At 58.9% G+C, this 21023-nt stretch carries 19 protein-coding genes; 14 read left to right on the forward strand and 5 right to left on the reverse strand.

The genetic code is table 11. The features are described 5' to 3' along the window. The first annotated feature begins 50 nt into the window (after positions 1 to 50). Positions 51 to 1961, forward strand: coding sequence for a 3-dehydroshikimate dehydratase QuiC (gene quiC, locus B195_RS03350; RefSeq protein WP_003444001.1), 1911 nt, complete (start codon positions 51 to 53; stop codon positions 1959 to 1961). A gap of 71 nt (positions 1962 to 2032) precedes the next feature. Continuing rightward, positions 2033 to 2710 carry a TetR/AcrR family transcriptional regulator gene (locus B195_RS03355; protein WP_003443999.1) on the forward strand — a complete coding sequence of 226 codons (678 nt, stop codon included), beginning with the start codon at positions 2033 to 2035 and terminating at the stop codon, positions 2708 to 2710. Positions 2711 to 2784: 74 nt separating this feature from the next. Here B195_RS03355 and trmA read toward each other — a convergent pair whose 3' ends face one another. Both trmA and B195_RS03365 read right to left on the reverse strand, forming a co-directional pair. Beyond that, the gene (trmA, locus tag B195_RS03360) at positions 2785 to 3873 is read right to left on the reverse strand and encodes a tRNA (uridine(54)-C5)-methyltransferase TrmA (RefSeq protein ID WP_003443997.1); all 1089 of its coding nucleotides are present in this window, start codon (positions 3871 to 3873) and stop codon (positions 2785 to 2787) included. Further along, positions 3870 to 5165 carry an NCS2 family permease gene (locus tag B195_RS03365; protein ID WP_003443995.1) on the reverse strand — a complete coding sequence of 432 codons (1296 nt, stop codon included), beginning with the start codon at positions 5163 to 5165 and terminating at the stop codon, positions 3870 to 3872. The genes trmA and B195_RS03365 overlap by 4 nt, the downstream gene beginning before the upstream one ends. Before the next feature lie 276 nt (positions 5166 to 5441). On the opposite strand from B195_RS03365, the gene B195_RS03370 reads away from it, so the two are divergent. Further along, on the forward strand, positions 5442 to 5879 hold the full coding sequence (locus tag B195_RS03370; RefSeq protein WP_037001613.1) for a DUF4879 domain-containing protein: 438 nt from the start codon (positions 5442 to 5444) through the stop codon (positions 5877 to 5879). Positions 5880 to 5937: 58 nt separating this feature from the next. Continuing rightward, positions 5938 to 6483, forward strand: a complete 546-nt coding sequence (locus B195_RS03375; protein WP_003443991.1) for a DJ-1 family glyoxalase III — start codon at positions 5938 to 5940, stop codon at positions 6481 to 6483. 17 nt (positions 6484 to 6500) lie between these two features. On the opposite strand, the gene B195_RS03380 is transcribed toward B195_RS03375, so the two are convergent. Continuing rightward, complete coding sequence (locus tag B195_RS03380; protein WP_003443989.1) at positions 6501 to 7736, reverse strand: MFS transporter; 1236 nt, start codon at positions 7734 to 7736, stop codon at positions 6501 to 6503. A gap of 401 nt (positions 7737 to 8137) precedes the next feature. Between B195_RS03380 and B195_RS03385 the strand changes: the two genes are divergently transcribed. The 3 genes from B195_RS03385 to B195_RS03395 are packed head-to-tail and all read left to right on the forward strand — an operon-like array spanning position 8138 to position 10813. Then, positions 8138 to 9577 carry a cytochrome ubiquinol oxidase subunit I gene (locus B195_RS03385; RefSeq protein WP_003443987.1) on the forward strand — a complete coding sequence of 480 codons (1440 nt, stop codon included), beginning with the start codon at positions 8138 to 8140 and terminating at the stop codon, positions 9575 to 9577. A 3-nt stretch (positions 9578 to 9580) separates the two neighbouring features. Beyond that, the gene (cydB, locus tag B195_RS03390; RefSeq protein ID WP_003443985.1) at positions 9581 to 10588 is read left to right on the forward strand and encodes a cytochrome d ubiquinol oxidase subunit II; all 1008 of its coding nucleotides are present in this window, start codon (positions 9581 to 9583) and stop codon (positions 10586 to 10588) included. 57 nt (positions 10589 to 10645) lie between these two features. Next, entirely contained in the window at positions 10646 to 10813 is a 168-nt protein-coding gene (locus B195_RS03395; protein ID WP_003443983.1) for a DUF2474 domain-containing protein, read from the forward strand. A 184-nt stretch (positions 10814 to 10997) separates the two neighbouring features. On the opposite strand, the gene B195_RS03400 is transcribed toward B195_RS03395, so the two are convergent. Further along, positions 10998 to 12122, reverse strand: a complete 1125-nt coding sequence (locus B195_RS03400) for a class I SAM-dependent methyltransferase (RefSeq protein WP_003443981.1) — start codon at positions 12120 to 12122, stop codon at positions 10998 to 11000. Positions 12123 to 12358: 236 nt separating this feature from the next. Here B195_RS03400 and B195_RS03405 point away from each other — a divergent pair, with 236 nt between their 5' ends. Further along, a complete protein-coding gene (locus B195_RS03405; protein ID WP_003443979.1) occupies positions 12359 to 13135 on the forward strand; it encodes a ferredoxin--NADP reductase in 777 nt (258 codons plus the stop codon). Between the two features lie 52 nt (positions 13136 to 13187). Here the strand turns inward: B195_RS03405 and mscL are convergent, their stop codons facing one another. Beyond that, positions 13188 to 13601 (reverse strand): large-conductance mechanosensitive channel protein MscL, encoded by a 414-nt coding sequence (gene mscL / locus B195_RS03410; RefSeq protein ID WP_003443977.1) that lies wholly within the window; start codon positions 13599 to 13601, stop codon positions 13188 to 13190. A gap of 280 nt (positions 13602 to 13881) precedes the next feature. Here mscL and katB point away from each other — a divergent pair, with 280 nt between their 5' ends. From katB to yjiA, 6 genes are all read left to right on the forward strand, one after another. Next, positions 13882 to 15423 (forward strand): catalase KatB, encoded by a 1542-nt coding sequence (gene katB / locus B195_RS03415; protein ID WP_003443975.1) that lies wholly within the window; start codon positions 13882 to 13884, stop codon positions 15421 to 15423. A gap of 64 nt (positions 15424 to 15487) precedes the next feature. Continuing rightward, on the forward strand, positions 15488 to 16018 hold the full coding sequence (locus tag B195_RS03420; protein WP_003443973.1) for an ankyrin repeat domain-containing protein: 531 nt from the start codon (positions 15488 to 15490) through the stop codon (positions 16016 to 16018). A 45-nt stretch (positions 16019 to 16063) separates the two neighbouring features. Beyond that, positions 16064 to 17431: a DNA repair protein RadA gene (gene radA, locus B195_RS03425; RefSeq protein ID WP_003443972.1), complete on the forward strand. Its 1368-nt coding sequence runs from the start codon at positions 16064 to 16066 to the stop codon at positions 17429 to 17431. A 170-nt stretch (positions 17432 to 17601) separates the two neighbouring features. Beyond that, positions 17602 to 19668 (forward strand): carbon starvation CstA family protein, encoded by a 2067-nt coding sequence (locus B195_RS03430; protein ID WP_003443970.1) that lies wholly within the window; start codon positions 17602 to 17604, stop codon positions 19666 to 19668. Positions 19669 to 19683: 15 nt separating this feature from the next. Continuing rightward, a complete protein-coding gene (locus B195_RS03435) occupies positions 19684 to 19881 on the forward strand; it encodes a YbdD/YjiX family protein (protein WP_003443968.1) in 198 nt (65 codons plus the stop codon). A 121-nt stretch (positions 19882 to 20002) separates the two neighbouring features. Then, complete coding sequence (gene yjiA, locus B195_RS03440; protein ID WP_003443966.1) at positions 20003 to 20965, forward strand: GTPase; 963 nt, start codon at positions 20003 to 20005, stop codon at positions 20963 to 20965. The last annotated feature ends 58 nt before the right edge of the window (positions 20966 to 21023 follow it).

The following is a 21023-nucleotide window of genomic DNA, read 5'->3' on the forward strand; positions in this document are numbered from 1 at the left end:
TATTAAGAAGTGCTGTCGTTTGCAGGCTGTGCCAATTCAGGGAGTAAAAAATGAAGCGTTCGATTGCCACCGTTTCTTTGAGCGGCACCTTGCCGGAGAAACTGGACGCTATTGCGGCGGCAGGTTTTGACGGGGTCGAGATCTTTGAAAACGACCTGCTTTATTATGACGGCAGTCCGCGCGAGGTGCGCCAAATATGTGCCGACCTGGGCCTGGCCATCAGCCTGTTTCAACCCTTTCGTGACTTTGAAGGCTGCCGCCGCGATCGTCTGGCCCGCAACCTTGACCGCGCCGAACGCAAATTCGATTTGATGCAGGAACTGGGCACGGACCTGGTGCTGGTGTGCAGCAATGCCGCTGCTGACGCCCTGGGTGAGCGGCAGATTCTGCTGGATGACCTGAGCCTGCTCGCCGAGCGTGCCGGCGCGCGCAATTTACGCATCGGCTACGAGGCCCTGGCCTGGGGCCGTCACGTCAATACCTGGCAACAGGTCTGGGACCTGGTACGGCAGATTGATCATCCGAACCTGGGGGTGCTGCTCGACAGCTTCCACACCCTGTCGCTCAAGGGCGATCCGAGTGCCATCGCGCAGATCCCGGGAGACAAGATCTTCTTCGTGCAGATGGCCGATGCGCCGGTGCTGGCGATGGACGTGCTGGAGTGGAGCCGGCATTTCCGCTGCTTCCCGGGGCAGGGCGAATTCGACCTGCCAGGCTTTTTGGCGCCGATCATTGAGAGTGGCTACACAGGTCCCTTGTCGCTGGAAATCTTCAACGACGGTTTTCGTGCCGCGCCTACCCGGGCCAATGCCGCCGACGGCTTTCGCTCGCTGCTGTATCTCGAAGAAAAAACCCGTGAGCGTCTGGCTCGCCAGGCCGAACCGGCAACTCTGCTGGAGCCGTTATTCGCGCCGCCAAAGGCGAGCGACTACGACGGCATCGAGTTTCTCGAATTTGCCGTGGATGACAGTCAGGGCGCCCAGTTGACGCAATGGCTTGAGCGTCTGGGGTTCTCCAGGGCCGGTCAGCACCGTTCGAAAAATGTGAGCTTGTTGCGCCAGGGCGATATCAATCTGATTCTCAACGCTGAGCCTTACTCCTTTGCCCACAACTTCTTCGAGGCCCACGGGCCGTCGTTGTGCGCCACGGCAATACGGGTACAGGACAGCACCAGCGCGCTGGCCCGGGCCGTGGCCTACAAAGGTCAGCCCTATCGCGGCCTGGTCGGCCCCAATGAGCTGGAGCTGGCGGCCGTACGGGCGCCGGATGGAAGCCTGATTTATCTGGTGGACCAGGACGCCGCCGGCAACCCCTTGTACCAGTCGGACTTCAACCTCACGCCTGCCCGGGCCGCGTCGGGCGGACTTAAACGCATTGACCACATGGCAATGGCGTTGCCTGCAGACAGCCTCGACAGCTGGGTGCTGTTCTATAAAAGCCTGCTGGACTTCGAAGCCGATGACGAAGTGGTACTGCCTGACCCCTATGGCCTGGTAAAAAGCCGGGCCTTGCGCAGCCGCTGCAGCTCCATTCGCTTGCCGCTGAATATTTCCGAGAACAGAAACACCGCTATCTCACATGCCTTGTCGAGCTATCGCGGTTCCGGCGTACATCACATTGCATTCGAGTGTGACGATCTGTTTGCCGAAGTCAGTCGTGCGAAAGACGCAGGGGTACCGCTGCTGGATATCCCGCTCAACTACTATGACGACCTGGCGGCGCGCTTTGATTTTGATGATGAGTTCTTGAGCGAACTGGCCTACTTCAACGTGCTGTACGACCGTGACGCCCAGGGCGGTGAGTTGTTCCACGTGTACACCGAGCCTTTTGCCGGGCGCTTTTTCTTTGAGCTGTTGCAGCGTAAAAACGGCTATGCCGGTTATGGCGCAGCCAACGTTGCAGTTCGCCTGGCAGCAATGGCCAAATCCCGCAGTGGCGCGGCACGTCAGGCCAAGTTATAGGCCGGGCGACTTCCTTCGACGAACGGGGCAGCCCATAATCGCGGGCATTCCCTGATGGCCGTGAGCCTTTAATGACCCAGATTCCAGAAGTCGACAGCGGTGCCACGGCCCCGGCTGTCGAGCCGCGTAAAAGCCGTAAAAACAACCCGGAGAAGACCCGCGAGAATATTCTGCACGAAGCCCTTGCCGAGTTCGTGGAGCAGGGGTTGGCGGGGGCCCGGGTGGACGCGATCGCGGAGCGTACCAACACCTCCAAGCGCATGATCTATTACTACTTCAGCAGCAAGGAGCAGCTCTACGTCGAAGTGCTGGAGAAGCTCTACGGTGAGATCCGGCACATTGAGGGCCAGTTGCATCTCGAAGAGCTGGCGCCGGTGCCGGCGATTCGCAAACTGGTGGAATTTACCTTCGATCACCATGACCTTAACGCGGACTTTGTACGCATGGTCAGCGTCGAAAATATTCACAAGGGCGAGTACATCAAGCGCTCGTCAGGTATCAAGGCCTTGAACGACACAATCGTGCATGCGCTGGAGGATATCTTGCAGCGCGGGGTTGAGCAGAAAGTGTTCCGTGCGGGGCTCAATGCGCTCGACGTGCATTTGCTGGTGAGTTCTTTCTGTTTTTATCGGGTGTCGAATCGCTACACGCTGGGTGAGATTTTTCAGATCGATTTGTCTGACAGCCAGATAAAACAGCGCCAACGCGAAATGATTACTGACTCGATTTTGCGCTATCTGCAGGCGTGATCGCCGGGCATGCCCGGCAGACTATTGGTAGCCGCTGCCGGGGGGCAGGGGCTACCAATGAGTGATGCAGGCGGTTACCGGCGAACCAGCAATACGCCCGATTCCATGTGGTGGGTCCAGGGGAACTGGTCGAACACGGCGCAACGTTCGATACGGTGGGTATCATGCAGCTGGGCGATGTTTTCCGCCAGGGTGGCCGGGTTGCAGGAGATGTACAGGATGTTGTCGAAGCGTCGGGTCAGCTCGCAGGTGTCCGGGTCCATGCCCGCACGTGGCGGGTCGACGAAGACGCTGCCGAACTCGTAGCTTTTCAGGTCGATGCCCTGCAAGCGGCGGAACGGACGTACTTCGTTCAGGGCCTCGGTCAGCTCTTCGGCCGACAGTCGCACCAGCGTCACGTTATCCACAGCGTTGTCGCGCAGATTGTTCAGCGCGGCATAGACCGAGGTCTTGCTGATTTCGGTAGCCAGCACCTTGCGCACGCGGGTGGCCAGCGGCAGGGTGAAGTTGCCGTTGCCGCAATACAGCTCCAGCAGATCATCCTGACGTTCACCCAACGCGTCGTATGCCCAGTTGAGCATCTTCTGGTTGACCGTGCCGTTTGGCTGGGTGAACGCACCTTCGGGCTGTTGATAAGTGAAGGTACGGCCTGCCACTTCCAGCTGCTCGACCACGTGATCACGGCCGATCACCGCGCGTTTACCTTTGGAGCGGCCAATCACGCTGATATCCAGGTCTTTGGCCAACTGCTCGGCAGCGGTTTGCCAGTGCTCGTCCAGCGGGCGGTGATAGCACAATGTGACCATCGCATCGCCGGACAGAGTGGTCTGGAACTCTACCTGGAACAGCTTGTGGCTCAAGGCCGAGCTGGCTTTCCAGGCGGCCTTGAGCTGCGGCATCAGTTGATTGATGCGCAGGCTGGCAATCGGGAAGTCTTCGATCAGGATCGGCGTGCGCTTGTCATCCGGCGCAAACATGGCGTAGTGACGTTCGCCCCCTTCGCGCCACAGGCGGAATTCGGCCCTCAGGCGAAAGTGCTTGAGGGGCGAGTCGAACACCTGGGGTTCAGGTGCATCGAAGGGCGCCAGCAGCTCGCGCAGGCGATTGGCCTTGGCTTCGAGCTCAATGGCGTAGGTAGCAGAATCGAACGGCAAAGCACTCATGCGTTAAACCAACCCAGCTTGATCACAAACAGAATCGACAGAATGATCAGCGGTGCATTGAGCTCGCGCGCGCGGCCCGACAGCAGCTTGATCACGGTCCAGGAAATAAAGCCGAAGGCGATGCCGTTGGCGATGGAATAGGTGAACGGCATCGCCAGCGCGGTGATCACCACCGGAGCGGCAACGGTGATGTCGTCCCAATCGATTTCGGCCAGGCCGCTCATCATCAATACGGCGACGAACATCAGCGCAGGGGCGGTAGCGAATGCCGGAACGCTGGCGGCCAGTGGCGAGAAGAACAGCGCCAGCAGGAACATGATGCCGACCACGATGGCGGTCAGACCGGTACGGCCGCCGGCGCTCACGCCTGCTGCCGATTCGATGTAGCTGGTGGTGGTCGAGGTACCCAGCAACGAACCGGCCATGGCCGCGGTGCTGTCGGCGATCAGGGCGCGGCCCATTTTCGGCATGTGCCCGTCTTTGCCCATCAGGCCGGCGCGCTTGGCAACGCCGATCAGGGTGCCGGAGTTGTCGAACAGATCAACGAACAGGAAGGCGAAGATCACGCTGATCAGACCGATGTCCAGTGCGCCTTTGATGTCCAGTTGCAGGAAGGTCGGGGCCAGGGATGGCGGCATCGACACCACGCCACCAAATTCGGTGACACCCAGTGCAATCGAAGCAATGGTCACGGCCAGAATGCCGATCAGTACCGCACCGCGCATTTTCAGGGCTTCAAGGCCTACGATCAGGGCAAAGCCCAGAGAGGCGAGAATCACTTTGGGCTGGCTCAGGTCGCCCATGCCCACCAGGGTGGCTTTGTTGGCGACGACGATACCGGCGTTACCCAGCGCAATCAGCGCCAGGAACAGGCCGATGCCGGCGGCAATGGCCGAGCGCAGCGGCAGCGGGATGCTGTTGATGATCCATTCGCGGATACGGAAGATCGACAACAGGAAGAACAGCACCGCCGAAATGAATACCGCCCCCAGCGCCACTTGCCAGGTGTGGCCCATGTGCAGGACCACGGTATAGGTGAAGAAGGCGTTCAGGCCCATGCCCGGTGCCAGGGCAATCGGGTAGTTGGCGATGATGCCCATGGTTGCCGAGCCGATGGCGGCTGCCAGACAGGTGGCGACAAATAACGCGCCTTTGTCCATTCCCGTTTCGCCGAGGATGCTCGGGTTCACGAAGAGAATGTAGGCCATCGCCAGGAAGGTGGTGATACCCGCAAGAATCTCGGTACGCACATTGGTGTCGTGTGCTTTGAGTTGAAACAGCCTTTCCAGCATGCCAGTCCCCGTGGCGCCAAATGCGCCGTGATTAAATCGTTTTCAACAGCAAAGCACAGATTAGGGATCTGTTGATCCTTGGCTGTCGTCCCCTCGGGGCGCGTGTCATGACCAAGCGTCAATAGACCCTGATAGCCTGAGAATTTCTGTCTGTCGGAAAAAGCCGCGCATCATACCAGCAGCTCGGACGTCTGGCTGCTTTGGATGCCCTGCGGCGTCATGTTTTGTTACCTCAAGGGCACAGGCATACTGCGTGCCAGTTATCGGGGGCAAGCCATGAAGTGCACGATCAAACCTGTTTTTGTCTGTTTTAGCCTGTTGCTCAGTGCTGCGTTGAACGCCGCACCGGCGATGCCCTTGAGCCGCGTCGAAATACTCAAGGTGGTATCCGCTTCCTGCGCGGTAGAGGATGTGTCCGATGGTCGCGAACAGACCAAATGCGACCATCAGGCTCCCGGCATCAAGGTGTACGTGCTTGAACGCGGCTATGGCGGCCAGCCCAATGTGAGCCTGGACGGCCAGGAAGTGGATGGCGTTCGCACCCCGGTGTGCAATCAGGGTGAAGGGCTGGTGACCTGTAATGGTGCCGGTACTACGGTGGGCTACCTGTACAGCTTCGATCTGGGTAACCGGCAGGGCGGCTGGTTCCAGTTCAGCAACACCTCCCTGACGCCCCCGCACAATCGGCTTGGCGCCAGGCTGTATATAAAGTAGCCAGACCCATGGCGGCGAAGCTGACCTAAGCTGATAGCTCCTCTGTGCGAGAAAGCCTATGACCTATAGAGCCCTGATTCCTGTCGCTGAAGGTGTCGACGACCTGCAAACCGTGACTTTGATCGATGTTCTGCGCCGTGCCGAGGTCGAGGTGGTGGTGGCCAGTGTCGAGGGCCGGCGCATGTTGACCTGTGCCCGAGGCACGCGCCTGACAGCCGACGGCATGCTGGTTGACCTGCTGGCCCAGGCTTTCGACCTGATTGTGTTGCCCGGTGGTGCGGTGGGCTGCGAGCACCTGGCGGCTCACCAGCCTTTAATGCAAATGCTGGCCGATCAGGCCCGGGCCGGCGGTTTTTACGCCGCCATTGCCGAGGCGCCTGCCCTGGTGCTGCAGCCTGCCGGGGTACTCAAGCAGCGGCGCATGACATGTCTGCCATCGGTCAGTGACCGGCTTTCGGGGTGCAACTTTATTGACCAGCCGGTGGTGGTGGATGGCAACTGCATAACCGCCCAGGGTTGCGGGGCGGCTTTGGCATTTGCTCTCGCGCTGGTCGAGCAGCTCTGCGGCAAGGCGCGATGCAATGCGCTGGCGGCCCGGATATAGGGGTGGCGCCCCAGGTATCAGGGCTGAGCAGGTGGTTTGTCTTCCACCATCCGGTCGCGGTTGGCCAGGCCGGGGAACAGTTTTATCCACAGCCCCGTGACGACCAGGGTGCCGACTCCGCCCAGCACCACCGCCGGCACGGTGCCCAGCCAGTGCGCTGTAGCCCCTGATTCAAATTCGCCCAACTGGTTGGACGCGCCAATAAACAAGCCATTGACGGCACTGACGCGCCCGCGCATTTCATCCGGGGTTTCCAGCTGCACGAACGAGGCACGGATCACCATGCTGATCATGTCGGCCGCGCCCAGCACCACCAGCACCAGCATCGAAAACCAGAACGAGGTCGACAGCCCGAACGCGATGGTGGCGACACCGAATACCCCCACGGCAGTAAACATGATGCGCCCCACCTTGCGCTCGACCGGGAACCTGGCCAGCCACAGTGACATCAGCAAGGCCCCAACCGCAGGCGCCGAACGCAACATGCCCAGGCCCCATGGGCCGGTGAGCAGGATGTCTTTGGCAAACACCGGCAGCAAGGCGGTGGCGCCGCCCAGCAACACCGCGAACAGGTCGAGGGAGATGGCGCCGAGGATGTCCGGGCGGCTGCGAATAAAACGAATGCCGGCCAACAGTGAGTCCAGGGTGGCCTTGCCTTTGTTCAGTGCAGTCTGGCGCGCGGGCAGGTTGCTCATCAACAGCGCGGCTATGAGGTACAGCACCACCGTGGGACCGTAGACCCAGACGCTGCCAAACGCATAGAGCAATCCGCCCAGCGCCGGTGCGACGATGGTGGCCGACTGCTGGGCTGCTTGAGCGGCCGCCACGGCCCTGGGGAACAGGGCGATAGGCACGATTGAGGGCAGCAATGCCTGGGTGGTGGGCATTTCAAATGAGCGGGCCCCCCCCAGTAGAAAGGCCAGGACAAAGATCAGCTCGCGGCTGATATGGTCGGTTGCACTGCTGATGGCCAGGGTCAGGGCAATCATGGCTTGCAGCGTCTGGCACAGGGCTGCCACCCGGCGCCGATCATAGCGATCGGCCACATGCCCGGTGTGCAGCATGAACATCACCCGCGGTGCGAACTCGATCAGCCCGACCCAGCCCAGATCCATCACATTGCCGGTGAGTTGGTAGACATTCCAGCCAATGGCCACGGTCAGCATTTGAAAGGCGCTGGCGGTGAAGATGCGGGCGAACCAGAAGGCCACGAATGGCCGGTGATGACGTAGCAGGAGCGTTTGACTGGTCATTGAAAGGGTCGGGGCAGAGGGCTGGGGAGATTGAGATTATCATCATTGTGTAACAAATAATGACTCGAATTGGCCAGGCGAAGGGGGCTTGAAACTCTGTTGTCCGCGGCTTTTTCGAGAAAACATTCAATTCCTGCAAGGGTGTATTACTGGCCCTGGGACATCATGTCACGCGGCAACAAACCACATTAGCGCCCTGATGGGAATGGACTACTCTTTCAGCAATGTTTGATCCAGGTCAAAACCCGTTGCGGTTTATCTGGATGGCCAGCCGGCCAGACCCCTTGCGTGGTGGATGAAAAAGCGGACACCGATTCGCTGAGGCCATTATCGGCAGGGAAGTTGGATACAGGCGCCGCTTCTGTGTCCTGAACCACCTGATACCTGATAGAGGAAGACTTATGTTCGGTTTGGAGGCTCTGGATCTCGCCCGAATTCAGTTCGCGTTTACCGTGTCGTTTCACATCATCTTTCCCGCCATTACCATCGGTCTTGCCAGTTATCTCATGGTGCTCGAAGGCATGTGGCTGAAAACCCGTGAGGACACCTACCGCGACCTGTACCATTTTTGGTCGAAGATATTTGCCGTCAACTTCGGGATGGGCGTGGTGTCCGGGCTGGTCATGGCCTATCAGTTCGGCACGAACTGGTCGAGGTTCTCTGACTTCGCCGGAGCCGTTACCGGCCCCTTGCTGACTTATGAAGTACTCACCGCATTCTTCCTTGAGGCCGGTTTTCTGGGGGTCATGCTTTTCGGCTGGAACCGGGTCGGTCGCGGCATGCATATGTTCTCCACGGTGATGGTGGCCCTGGGTACATTGGTTTCGACCTTCTGGATTCTGGCGTCCAACAGCTGGATGCAGACGCCGCAAGGCTTCGAAATCATTGATGGCCGGGTTATTCCGGTGGACTGGCTGGCAGTTATTTTCAACCCTTCCTTTCCTTACCGTCTGGCGCACATGGCCACGGCTGCCTTTTTGGCCACGGCGTTCTTTGTCGGCGCTTCGGCAGCCTGGCACCTGCTGCGCGGCCGAAACACCCCCGCCATTCGCCGCATGCTCTCGATGGCGATGTGGATGGCACTGGTGGTGGCACCGGTGCAAGCCTTTATCGGCGACGCCCACGGCCTGAATACTCTTGAGTATCAACCGGTAAAAATCGCTGCGATCGAAGGTCACTGGGAGAACAAACCCGGTGAAGCGTCGCCGCTGATCCTGTTTGGCATCCCGAACATGAAAACCGAGACTACGGACTACAAGATCGAAGTGCCGTACCTGGGCAGCCTGATCCTGACCCACAGTCTGGACAAACAGATCCCGGCAATGAAGGACTTCCCGGCCGCGGACCGTCCGAACTCGACCATTGTGTTCTTCACATTCCGGATCATGGTTGCGCTGGGCATGCTGATGATCTTTATCGGCTTGTGGAGCCTGTGGCTGCGCAAGACCGGGACACTGTACGAGAACCGCTGGTTCCTGCGTCTGGTGTTGTGGATGGGGCCGTCGGGTCTGGTGGCGATTCTGATGGGCTGGTTTACCACTGAGATCGGTCGCCAACCGTGGGTGGTGTACGGGCTCATGCGCACCGCCGACGCGTCGTCCAATCACAGCGTTACGCAAATGAGCATCACGCTGGTCCTGTTTGTGCTGGTGTACTTCGCGCTGTTCGGTGTGGGTCTGGGCTACATGATGCGTCTGGTACGCAAAGGCCCGATTACCCATGAAGGCGATACACACAACGAAGGTGGTCCAGGCCAGCCACGCACGCCTGCCCGTCCTCTGTCTGCTGCCCACGAGGGTACGGATGAAGGCCACAGCGACAGCCTGACTAAGGGGAATTGAGTCATGGGTATTGATCTGCCACTTATCTGGGCAATCATCATCATCTTCGGGATCATGATGTACGTGATCATGGATGGCTTCGATCTCGGGATCGGCATCCTCTTCCCCTTTATCAAGGGCGAAAGTGACCGCGATGTGATGATGAACACTGTTGCTCCCGTCTGGGACGGCAACGAAACCTGGCTGGTGCTGGGCGGCGCGGCATTGTTTGGCGCCTTCCCGCTGGCCTATGCGGTCGTATTGTCAGCCTTGTACCTGCCTTTGATCCTGATGCTGCTGGGCCTGATCTTTCGCGGTGTGGCCTTTGAGTTTCGTTTCAAGGCCAGGCCCGAGAAACGTCATATCTGGGACAAGTCGTTCATTGGCGGTTCTCTGGTGGCTACGTTTTTCCAGGGGGTGGCACTGGGGGCCTTCATTGACGGCATACCGGTAGTCAACCGGGAGTACGCCGGGGGCGGCATGGACTGGCTCTCTCCTTTTACCGTGTTCTGCGGCCTTGCACTGATCGTGGCCTATGCCCTGCTGGGGTGTACCTGGCTAATCATGAAAACCCAGGGCGATCTGCAACAGCAGATGCACAAACTGGGGCGCCCGCTGGCCCTGGCAGTACTGGTGTTGATGGGCATCGTCAGCCTGTGGACACCCTTGGCACATTCTGAAATTGCTGCGCGCTGGTTCACCCTGCCAAATCTGTTCTGGTTCCTGCCGGTACCGATTCTGGTGTTGCTCACGATGTTCGGTTTGTTCAAAGCGATTGCCCGCAACGCCAACTACACGCCGTTTCTGTTGACCCTGGTGTTGATTTTCCTGGGCTACAGCGGTTTGGGCATCAGCCTGTGGCCGTACATCATCCCGCCATCAATCACGATCTGGGAAGCTGCCGCACCGCCGCAGAGCCAGGGCTTTATGCTGGTGGGCACCTTGTTCATCATCCCGTTCATTCTGGGTTACACCTTCTGGAGCTACTACGTGTTCCGCGGCAAGGTCACCCACGAAGACGGTTATCACTAGTTAGAAGTGCCGCTGCGGCCTGATGGTCGCAGCCTTTTTCCGAGAGGAGGCCGCAACATGGCTGGCAAGGACTATCTACATGAGGTGCAAGAGGCCGAGAAAAAGCCGTTATGGCAACGGGTCGGCTGGCTGCTGGTGATCTGGACCGCCAGTGTGGCGTCATTAGGCGTATTCGCCTGGCTGATCCGACTGTTCATGACCGCTGCGGGCATGAAAAGCCACTGATGGTCGCCACTCATAAAAAAACCCTCTACGGAGGGTTTTTTTGTTTGTGGGTAATTCTCTGGCTCGGCCCGGAGTAGGGGCGAGCTCTTTACCAGGCCCATATTGATCAAAGAGTGAGCACTGCCTTCTTGAAAAGCGCGCGAGCAATGGAGCGTGGCCCGGCTGCTCCCGCTGGGGGCTGTGCTTACTTGCGCGCCTTGAGAATGACGAACTTGGGCGTAGCCGCCACTTGTTCAACACCGCGAAACAGTTTGGCCAGCTTGCTGTGATAACCCAGATGGCGATTGCCGACGATATACAGCGCGCCGCCGACGACCAGGGCTTCCCGGGCTTGTTGAAACATGCGCCAGGCCAGAAAGTCGCCCACCACTTGCTGCTGGTGAAAAGGCGGGTTGCACAGCACGACGTCCAGCGAATCAGGTTCTTGCCCTGCAAGGCCGTCTGCGGCACGTACTATTACCTCACGCTCCCCCAGCGCTGCCTGCCAGTTTTCGCGAGCGGACTGCACGGCCATAAACGACTCATCGACCAGCGTGTACTGCGCATCCGGGTTATTCAGGGCACTGGCGATGGCCAGCACGCCATTGCCGCAACCCAGATCTGCTACCCGGGCCGAGCCCAGGTTTTTGGGAAGGTGGGGCAGGAATGCACGGGTGCCGATGTCCAGCCCTTCACGGCAGAAGACGTTGGCATGGTTGAGCAGCTCGATGGCCGGTTCGTCCAGTAAGTAGCGCGAAGGGTAGGGCGAGGTAAACGGCTCTTTGGCTTCAGGGGTGGCCATCAGCAAGCGGGCTTTTTTCACGGCCAGCGAAGCCTGGACCGGGCCGATATAACGCTCCAGCAAATCACCTGCCGCGCGGGGCAAATGCTTGATCATCGCGCCGGCAATCACCTGTGCGCCCGGGGCCAGCTGGCCTTGCAACCGAATGAGTTGCTCTTCGAGCAGGGCCAGGGTTTTGGGTACGCGCACCAGCACACAATCGAAAGGGCCAACCAGAGGCTGGCTGGCGGGGATGACCGTGACGGCATCGAACGCCTGGCCATTGCGCACCAGATTTTTTTCCAGGGCCTGGATGGCGAGGAACGAGTCGCTGCTGCTGGTGACCTGCATATTGGCCACCAGACTGATCGCCAGGGCCCCGAAACTGTCATTGAGCACCAGAACCCGGCTGTTGGCGGGCAGACCCTGTTCGGCCAGATGGTTAAGCAAATACTCGTCCGCAGCGTCGAAAGCCTGTAGCGGCTCGTTTTGCTGTTCTGGTTGGCGGATCAAGCGGAGTTGGGCGAAAGGGCTTTCGAGCACAGGCATTTTTACAAACTCTGGGGAATCAACAGTGGCAACCGGGCCGCAGGGCCACTTCGCAGCACTGGCGTCCGTGGGTTTTACAGATGCAGGCGATTTTACTTTTTTTTGCCGGGGATTACCTGATGCGTTTACCCGGCGGGCAACATCCGCCTGGCAGTGGGTGCAAAGCCAGCACAAACCGTCGGTGTTCCTGTGTCTGTCTTTGCGCGACACTACTGCACTAGCCAATGGAGTGCGACATGACTGCCAGTGCAGAAAAATTTACCCGCCAGACGCTGCTTGAGGTTACCCCGCTGACCCCCGGTCTTTTCACGTTGCGTACCACCCGCGACCCGGGTTTTCGTTTCACTGCGGGTCAATTCGCCCGTCTGGGCGTGACCAAGGCCGATGGCAGCACGGTGTGGCGGGCCTATTCAATGGCGTCCTCACCCCATGATGAGTTCCTGGAGTTCTTCTCCATTGTCGTGCCGGGAGGCGAGTTCACCAGTGAGCTCAGTCGTCTGGAAGTTGGCGATACCCTGCTGGTCGAGCGCCAGGCCTATGGTTTTTTGACCCTGGACCGCTTCGTTGACGGGCAGAATCTGTGGATGCTGGCGACCGGGACCGGCATCGCGCCATTTCTGTCGATCCTGCAAGACTTTGAAGTATGGGAAAAGTTTGAGCATATCGTGCTGGTTTACAGTGCGCGGGAAACCAGAGAACTGGCCTATCAGGGCTTGATTGCCGGTCTGGTTGAGCGTGATTACTTGTCTGAATATGCACATAAATTTACCTATGTGCCGATTGTCACGCGCGAGCAGCATGAGGGGGCTTTAAGCGGGCGAGTTACCACATTGATTGAAAGTGGAGTACTTGAAGAGCGGGTAAAGATCAGCCTGACGCCCGAACATTCAAGGGTGATGTTGTGTGGCAATCCGCAAATGATCGATGACACCAGAAAGTTGCTCAAAGCGCGGGGGTTGCAACTAAGCCTGAGTCGCCGTCCCGGGCAAGTAGCGGTTGAAAACTACTGGTAACCGGCCGGCCATAAAAAACGGCGCCCGCAGGCGCCGTTTTTTTATCGGATCGTTAAGGTCGATCGTGTTGCGCCTTGAGCAGATCGCGAATTTCGCTCAGCAGCACTTCTTCGGCAGTCGGTACGGGCGGTGCGCTTGGAGCCACAGCCTCTTCACGCTTCAGGCGGTTGATCGCCTTGACGCCCATAAAGATGGCGAACGCGACGATGATGAAGTCGATCACGCTCTGGATGAACTTGCCATACGCCACAACCACGGCAGGTGCATCACCAACGGCGGCTTTGAGGGTAATGGCCAGGTCACTGAAGTCCACACCTCCGATCAACAGACCCAGAGGTGGCATGACTACATCGCCAACGAAGGATGAAACGATTTTGCCGAATGCCGCGCCGATAATGATACCGACGGCCATGTCGACCACATTCCCTTTGACCGCGAAGGCCTTGAACTCACTTATCACGCCCATAGGTTATTCCTTGTTACATATGAAGTTGGTGAGTGCAGTGTAAGTCAGCCTTGCCGATCTTGCCTGCTGTGATGCTTATTGGCTGTTTAATCGACCGGCTCAAGTGCCGATAGTTTTATAAAAAGCGCGGAAACTTGCGGTCGATACCCCCTCAGATGCCTTAATGCCAGACTTTTATTTCAATCAGGTAGTTGCGACCTTTCTATTTAGAATTTGCTCCCCGGCCCTCTAGCCTTTGGTCAGCGCCCCGATGCGCACCTAATAATCAGAGGACTTACCCATGACCATCCCCCTAGGCTCTGGAGCGTTTTCACAGCGTCGCCTGCTGTGTGTTTTGAGCGCCAGCCTGCTGTCGGTTTCAGTACAGGCCGCCACCTTGACTCGCGACAACGGTGCCGCAGTCGGCGATAACCAGAACTCGCAAACGGCAGGGGCAAACGGCCCGGTATTGCTGCAAGACGTGCAGTTGCTGCAAAAACTTCAGCGCTTTGACCGCGAACGCATCCCGGAGCGTGTGGTGCATGCCCGCGGCACCGGGGCTCACGGCACCTTTACCGTGACCAGTGACATGAGTGATCTGAGCAAAGCCAAAGTATTTGCCGCGGGTGAAACCACGCCGGTGTTTGTCCGTTTTTCGGCTGTGGTGCACGGCAACCATTCGCCGGAAACCCTGCGTGATCCACGGGGTTTCGCCACCAAGTTTTACACCGCCGACGGTAACTGGGACCTGGTAGGCAACAACTTCCCGACCTTCTTTATCCGCGATGCGATCAAGTTTCCGGACATGGTGCATGCCTTCAAGCCCGACCCGCGCACCAACCTTGACGACGACTCACGGCGCTTCGACTTCTTCTCCCATGTACCCGAAGCCACCCGCACCCTGACCGAGCTGTACTCCAACGCAGGTACGCCGGCCAGCTATCGCCAGATGGACGGTAATGGGGTACACGCCTACAAACTGGTGAACGCCAAAGGTGACGTGCGCTATGTGAAATTCCACTGGAAAAGCCTCCAGGGCCTCAACAATCTGGATCCCGCACAGGTCACCCGGGTTCAGGGCCGTGATTACAGCCACCTGACCAATGATCTGGTGGCCCATATCAACAAGGGCGATTTCCCCAAGTGGGATTTGTACGTGCAGGTACTCAAGCCGCAAGATCTGAAAACCTTCGATTTTGACCCGCTGGATGCAACCAAAATCTGGCCGGGGGTACCTGAGCGCAAAGTCGGGCAGATGGTGTTGAACCGCAACCCGGCCAATGTGTTTCAAGAAACCGAACAGGTCGCTATGGCCCCGGCCAATCTGGTGCCGGGTATCGAGCCTTCCGAAGACCGCCTGCTGCAAGGCCGGGTGTTCTCCTATGCCGATACGCAGATGTACCGCCTTGGTGCCAACGCCATGCAGTTGCCGATAAATGCCCCGCGCAATGGTGTCAACAATGGCAACCAGGACGGTGCGATGAATATCGGTCATACCGTCACCGGGGTGAATTATCAGCCGAGCCGCCTGATGCCGCGCGAAGAGCCGCAAGCTGCGCGTTACAGCGAAATGCCAGTGTCGGGCACCACCCAGCAAGCGAAGATTCAGCGTGAGCAAAACTTCAAACAGGCGGGGGATCTTTACCGTTCCTTCAGCAAAAAAGAGCGTCAGGATCTGATTGAAAGTTTCGGTGAGTCTTTGGCGACAACAGACGATGAGAGCAAACACATCATGCTGTCGTTTCTGTACAAGGCCGACCCTGAATACGGCACCGGCGTGACCAAAGTGGCCAAGGGTGACCTGGGCCGGGTCAAGGCACTGGCCGCCAGACTGGTCGACTGACTTAGTTACCAATCCTGCAGGAGCGAGCACGCTCGCTCCCACAGGGCGGTTAAGGTATGAACCTATGAGAACGCTTTTATCCCTGACTCTGCTTATTGTCAGCGGGCTTGCCCTGGCCGCCGAACCTGATGTACAGGCCGAACTCCGGAACTATTACTTCGATGCGGCGCGCCGTGGTGACGTGGCCATGCTCGACACCTTTATCGAGTCCGGCTACAGCCTCAATGTGCAAGACAGCAAGGGTTATACCGCGCTCATCCTTGCGGCCTACAACGGTCAGGGCGAGGCGGTTGAGCACTTGCTGAAGGCTGGCGCAAACCCCTGTGCCCAAGACTTGCGCGGTAATACAGCCCTGATGGGCGCGATTTTCAAGGGCGAAGTCCGGATTGCCCGCCGTTTACTGGGCACTGATTGCAACCCTGATCAGCGCAACGGCGCGGGGCAGACCGCTGCCATGTATGCAGGCCTGTTTCAGCGGGCCGAATTGCTCAGGGATTTGTCGCGCAAGGGGGCCGACCTGAATGCCGAAGATGCACAGGGCAATAGTGCCGCCCGGCTGGCCGATGGCGAAATCCGTATGCCGCGATCGCACTAATACGGGTGTGCTGGGCTATCATCGCGGTTTTTCCGTGGAGTTCAGATGGCCAAGCCCAAGCGCATATACGGCTGCACCGAGTGCGGCGCAACTTTCCCCAAGTGGGCCGGGCAGTGCGGTGAGTGCGGCGTCTGGAACACCCTGGTCGAAACCATTGTTGAAAGTGGTGCTGCCGCGCCACCCAGCGGACGCACCGGCTGGACCGGGCAACAAGCCCAGATCAAAACCCTGGCCGAGGTCAGCATTGCTGAAATCCCGCGCTTCTCCACCGCCTCGGGCGAGCTGGACCGGGTGCTCGGTGGCGGTCTGGTGGACGGCTCGGTGGTGCTGATCGGCGGCGATCCCGGAATCGGTAAATCGACCATTCTCCTGCAAACTTTGTGTCATATGGCCTCGCGCATGCCTGCGCTGTATGTCACCGGCGAGGAATCGCAGCAGCAAGTAGCCATGCGCGCCCGCCGTCTGGGCTTGCCCCAGGATCAGCTCAAGGTCATGACCGAGACCTGCATCGAAAGCATCATCGCCACCGCCAAGCTGGAAAAACCCAAGGTCATGGTGATCGACTCGATCCAGACCATCTTCACCGAGCAACTGCAATCGGCCCCGGGTGGCGTGTCGCAAGTGCGTGAAAGTGCGGCATTGCTGGTGCGCTATGCCAAGTCCAGCGGCACCGCGATCTTCCTTGTGGGCCACGTCACCAAAGAGGGCGCGCTGGCCGGGCCCCGGGTGCTGGAGCACATGGTCGACACCGTGCTGTATTTCGAGGGCGAGTCCGACGGTCGTTTGCGTTTGTTGCGGGCGGTAAAAAACCGTTTCGGCGCAGTTAACGAACTGGGCGTGTTCGGCATGACCGACAAGGGCCTGAAAGAGGTCTCCAACCCGTCTGCGATTTTCCTCACCCGGGCCCAGGAAGAAGTGCCCGGCAGTGTGGTCATGGCCACTTGGGAAGGCACACGCCCGATGCTGGTAGAGGTGCAGGCACTGGTGGATGACAGCCACATGTCCAATCCGCGCCGGGTCACCCTGGGCCTGGATCAAAACCGCCTGGCCATGTTGCTGGCCGTCCTGCATCGCCACGGTGGAATTCCGACCCACGATCAGGATGTATTCCTCAACGTGGTGGGCGGGGTCAAGGTGCTGGAGACCGCGTCCGACCTCGCACTGATGGCCGCCGTGATGTCCAGTCTGCGCAATAAACCGCTGCCCCACGATCTGCTGGTATTTGGCGAGGTGGGGTTGTCGGGTGAAGTACGACCGGTGCCCAGCGGTCAGGAACGCTTGAAAGAGGCGGCCAAGCACGGTTTCAAACGGGCCATCGTGCCTATGGGCAACGCCCCCAAAGAGTCGCCGCCGGGTCTGAAGGTAATTGGCGTGACCCGTCTGGAACAGGCGCTGGATGCATTGTTTGAGTAGCGCTTCAAACAGCGGCAAGCACCGCGCAGGCCTGACTGCGCAAACGGATCAATAGCCAAGCATAAAACCGTAAAAGAAGGCTCTAGACCAAGGTAAGGGGGTGGTCTTTAGAGCTGGGGGCGCTAAACTCCGGTGGCAGTCTTTCTTGTCCAACTGGCCGGAATATAAAAATGAATAATAAAAATAGCCTGCTACGCCACATCCCGTGGCTGGTGCTGGCAATTGTAGGAGCCTGCGCCCTTGGCGTAGTGGCCTTGCGCCGAGGCGAGGCGGTCAACGCCTTGTGGATCGTAGTGGCAGCCGTTGCCATCTACCTGGTCGCTTACCGTTATTACAGTTTGTTTATCGCCACCAAGGTGATGCAACTGGACCCACTGCGGGCGACACCGGCGGTGGTCAATAACGACGGTCTGGACTATGTCCCGACCAACAAACACATTCTTTTCGGTCACCACTTTGCAGCCATCGCCGGCGCCGGGCCTCTGGTCGGGCCGGTACTGGCCGCGCAAATGGGCTATCTGCCGGGCACGCTCTGGCTGATTGCCGGGGTAGTGCTGGCCGGTGCAGTACAGGACTTCATGGTCCTGTTCATGTCCGTTCGTCGCAACGGTCGCTCCCTGGGCGACATGGTGCGCGAAGAGATGGGCAAGGTGCCTGGCACCATCGCGCTGTTTGGCTGCTTCCTGATCATGATCATCATCCTCGCGGTGCTGGCGCTGATCGTGGTCAAAGCCCTGGCCGAGAGCCCGTGGGGCATGTTCACAGTGATGGCCACCATCCCGATCGCGATGTTCATGGGCATTTACATGCGCTACATCCGCCCGGGCCGTATCGGTGAAATCTCGATTGTCGGCGTGTTGCTGTTGCTGGGTTCCATCTGGCTGGGGGGCCAGATTGCGGCCAGCCCGGAGTGGGCGCCGATATTTACCTTCACCGGCACGCAAATCACCTGGATGCTGATCGGCTACGGCTTTGTGGCGGCGGTGCTGCCGGTGTGGCTGGTACTTGCGCCCCGTGACTACCTGTCCACCTTCCTTAAAATCGGCACCATCGTGGCCCTGGCGATCGGCATTCTGGTCACCATGCCCGAGCTGAAAATGCCGGCCCTGACCCAATTCGTCGACGGCACCGGTCCGGTGTGGAAAGGCGGTCTGTTCCCGTTCCTGTTCATCACCATTGCCTGCGGGGCGGTGTCGGGTTTCCACGCACTGATTGCCTCGGGTACCACGCCCAAACTGCTGGATAACGAATGCAACTCCCGTTATATCGGCTACGGCGCGATGCTGATGGAGTCATTCGTGGCCATCATGGCAATGGTTGCCGCGTCGGTCATCGAGCCTGGTGTGTACTTCGCCATGAACAGCCCGGCAGCCATTGTCGGCGGTGACGTGGTGACTGTGGCGCAAACGGTGAGCAGCTGGGGCTTTGCAATTACCCCGGACGCACTGACGGCACTGGCCCATGACATCGGTGAAACCACGGTTCTGGCCCGTGCCGGCGGCGCACCGACCCTGGCAGTGGGTATCGCGCAGATCCTGCACAACGTGCTGCCGGGCGAAAACACCATGGCGTTCTGGTATCACTTCGCCATTTTGTTTGAGGCGCTGTTCATTCTGACCGCGGTCGACGCGGGCACCCGTGCCGGTCGCTTCATGTTGCAGGACTTGCTTGGCAGCTTCGTGCCAGCCCTCAAGCGCACCGAGTCGTGGCCAGCCAACGTGCTGGCAACCGGTCTGTGTGTGGCGATGTGGGGTTACCTGCTGTACCAGGGCGTAATCGACCCGCTGGGCGGCATCAACACCCTGTGGCCGTTGTTCGGTATTTCCAACCAGATGCTGGCGGGGATTGCGCTGATGCTGGCCACCGTCGTGCTGATCAAAATGAAGCGCCAGCGCTACATTTGGGTAACCATGCTGCCAGCGGTCTGGCTGCTGATTTGCACCACCTACGCCGGTTTCATCAAGCTGTTCGACGCTAACCCGGCGGTCGGTTTCCTGGCCCTGGCGAAAAAATACAGCACCGCACTGGATGCCGGCCAAGTGATTGCCCCGGCGAAAAACATCGATCAGATGCAGCACGTGATCATCAATGCCTACACCAACGCCGGTCTGACCGTGCTGTTCCTGTTCGTGGTGTTCAGCATTCTGTTCTATGCCGTTAAAGTCGGTGCCGCGGCCTGGGGGCGTAAAGAACGTACGGATAAAGAAGCGCCGTACCACTCCCTACCGGATGCATGACAGAGGATTGCAAACATGTTCAATGACCTGAGTCGCCTCGGTAAATACCTCGGTCAGGCCGCGCGCCTGATGGTCGGCATGCCCGACTACGACAATTACGTCGAGCATATGCAAACCAAACACCCGGACAAGCCGGTAATGACCTACGAAGCGTTCTTTCGGGAGCGCCAGGAGGCGCGTTACGGCGGCAAGGGCGGGCCCAAGTGCTGTTAATCCGCTAAGGGCGGGTTGTATCTGACTGTGGGAGCGGGTTTGTCCGCGATGGCATCGACTGTCGATACCTTCGCGGGCAAGCCCGCTCCCACATTTTTTTGTGTTCAACAGGAGACCCGACATGACCTCTCCAATCCCCGTCACCATCCTCAGCGGATTTCTCGGTGCCGGTAAAACCACCTTGTTGCGTCATCTGCTCAAGGCCGAGCACGGGCTGAAAATCGCCGTGATTGAAAACGAATTCAGCGATGCCGGAATCGACACCCAGTTGTTGGGCGATGAGCCGGTGCAAGTCATGACCCTGTCCAATGGCTGTGTGTGCTGCACCATTTACACTGATCTGACCAAGGCGCTGTACCTGTTGCTTGAGCGTCTGGACAGCGGTGAAATCACCTTCGACCGGCTGGTCATCGAATGCACCGGCCTGGCTGATCCGGCGCCGGTGGCACAAACCTTCTTTATTGACGAAGAACTGCGTGAGCGTTATCTGCTGGACGGCATCATCACGCTGGTGGATGCCGCCCACGCCGAGGTTCACCTGAGCCAGACCATCGCCCAGGCGCAAATCGGCTTTGCCGACCGGCTGTTGGTGAGCAAGCGTGATCTGGTGGATGACGCCACGTTTGATGCGCTGTGCCAGCGCCTGACCCGGATCAATCGCCGGGCGCCGATCCGGGTGGTGGAGCACGGCAAGATTGATCTGGCCGAGCTGCTGGATGTGCGCGGGTTCAACCTGAATGCAGATCCAGGTGGCGGTCTGAATTTGCGTCCGGTACAGCCTGCGGCTTCTGCGGACCGTATTTCCAGCATGGTGCTGCGCACCGAAAAACCGCTGGATATCGACAGCCTCAGCACCTTTATGAACGAGCTGCTGGAAGAGCACGGCAAACAGCTGCTGCGTTACAAGGGTGTATTGAATATTGCCGGTGAAGACCGGCGCCTGGTGTTTCAGGGTGTGCTCAAGCTCTACGGTTTTGATTGGGACACCGAATGGGCCGAGGGCGAGCTGCGCGAAAGCGTGATGGTGTTTATTGCCGATGAATTGCCGGAGGCCACCATTCGCGAAGGGTTTGCACGGCTCTGATCCATCACCGCCTTATATCTGTAGGCGCGGGCTGTTTATGGTTTGAAGAAGCTCGCGA

It is taken from the genome of Pseudomonas sp. Lz4W, from assembly GCF_000346225.2.
GTDB classification, from domain to species: Bacteria; Pseudomonadota; Gammaproteobacteria; order Pseudomonadales; family Pseudomonadaceae; genus Aquipseudomonas; species Aquipseudomonas paraversuta.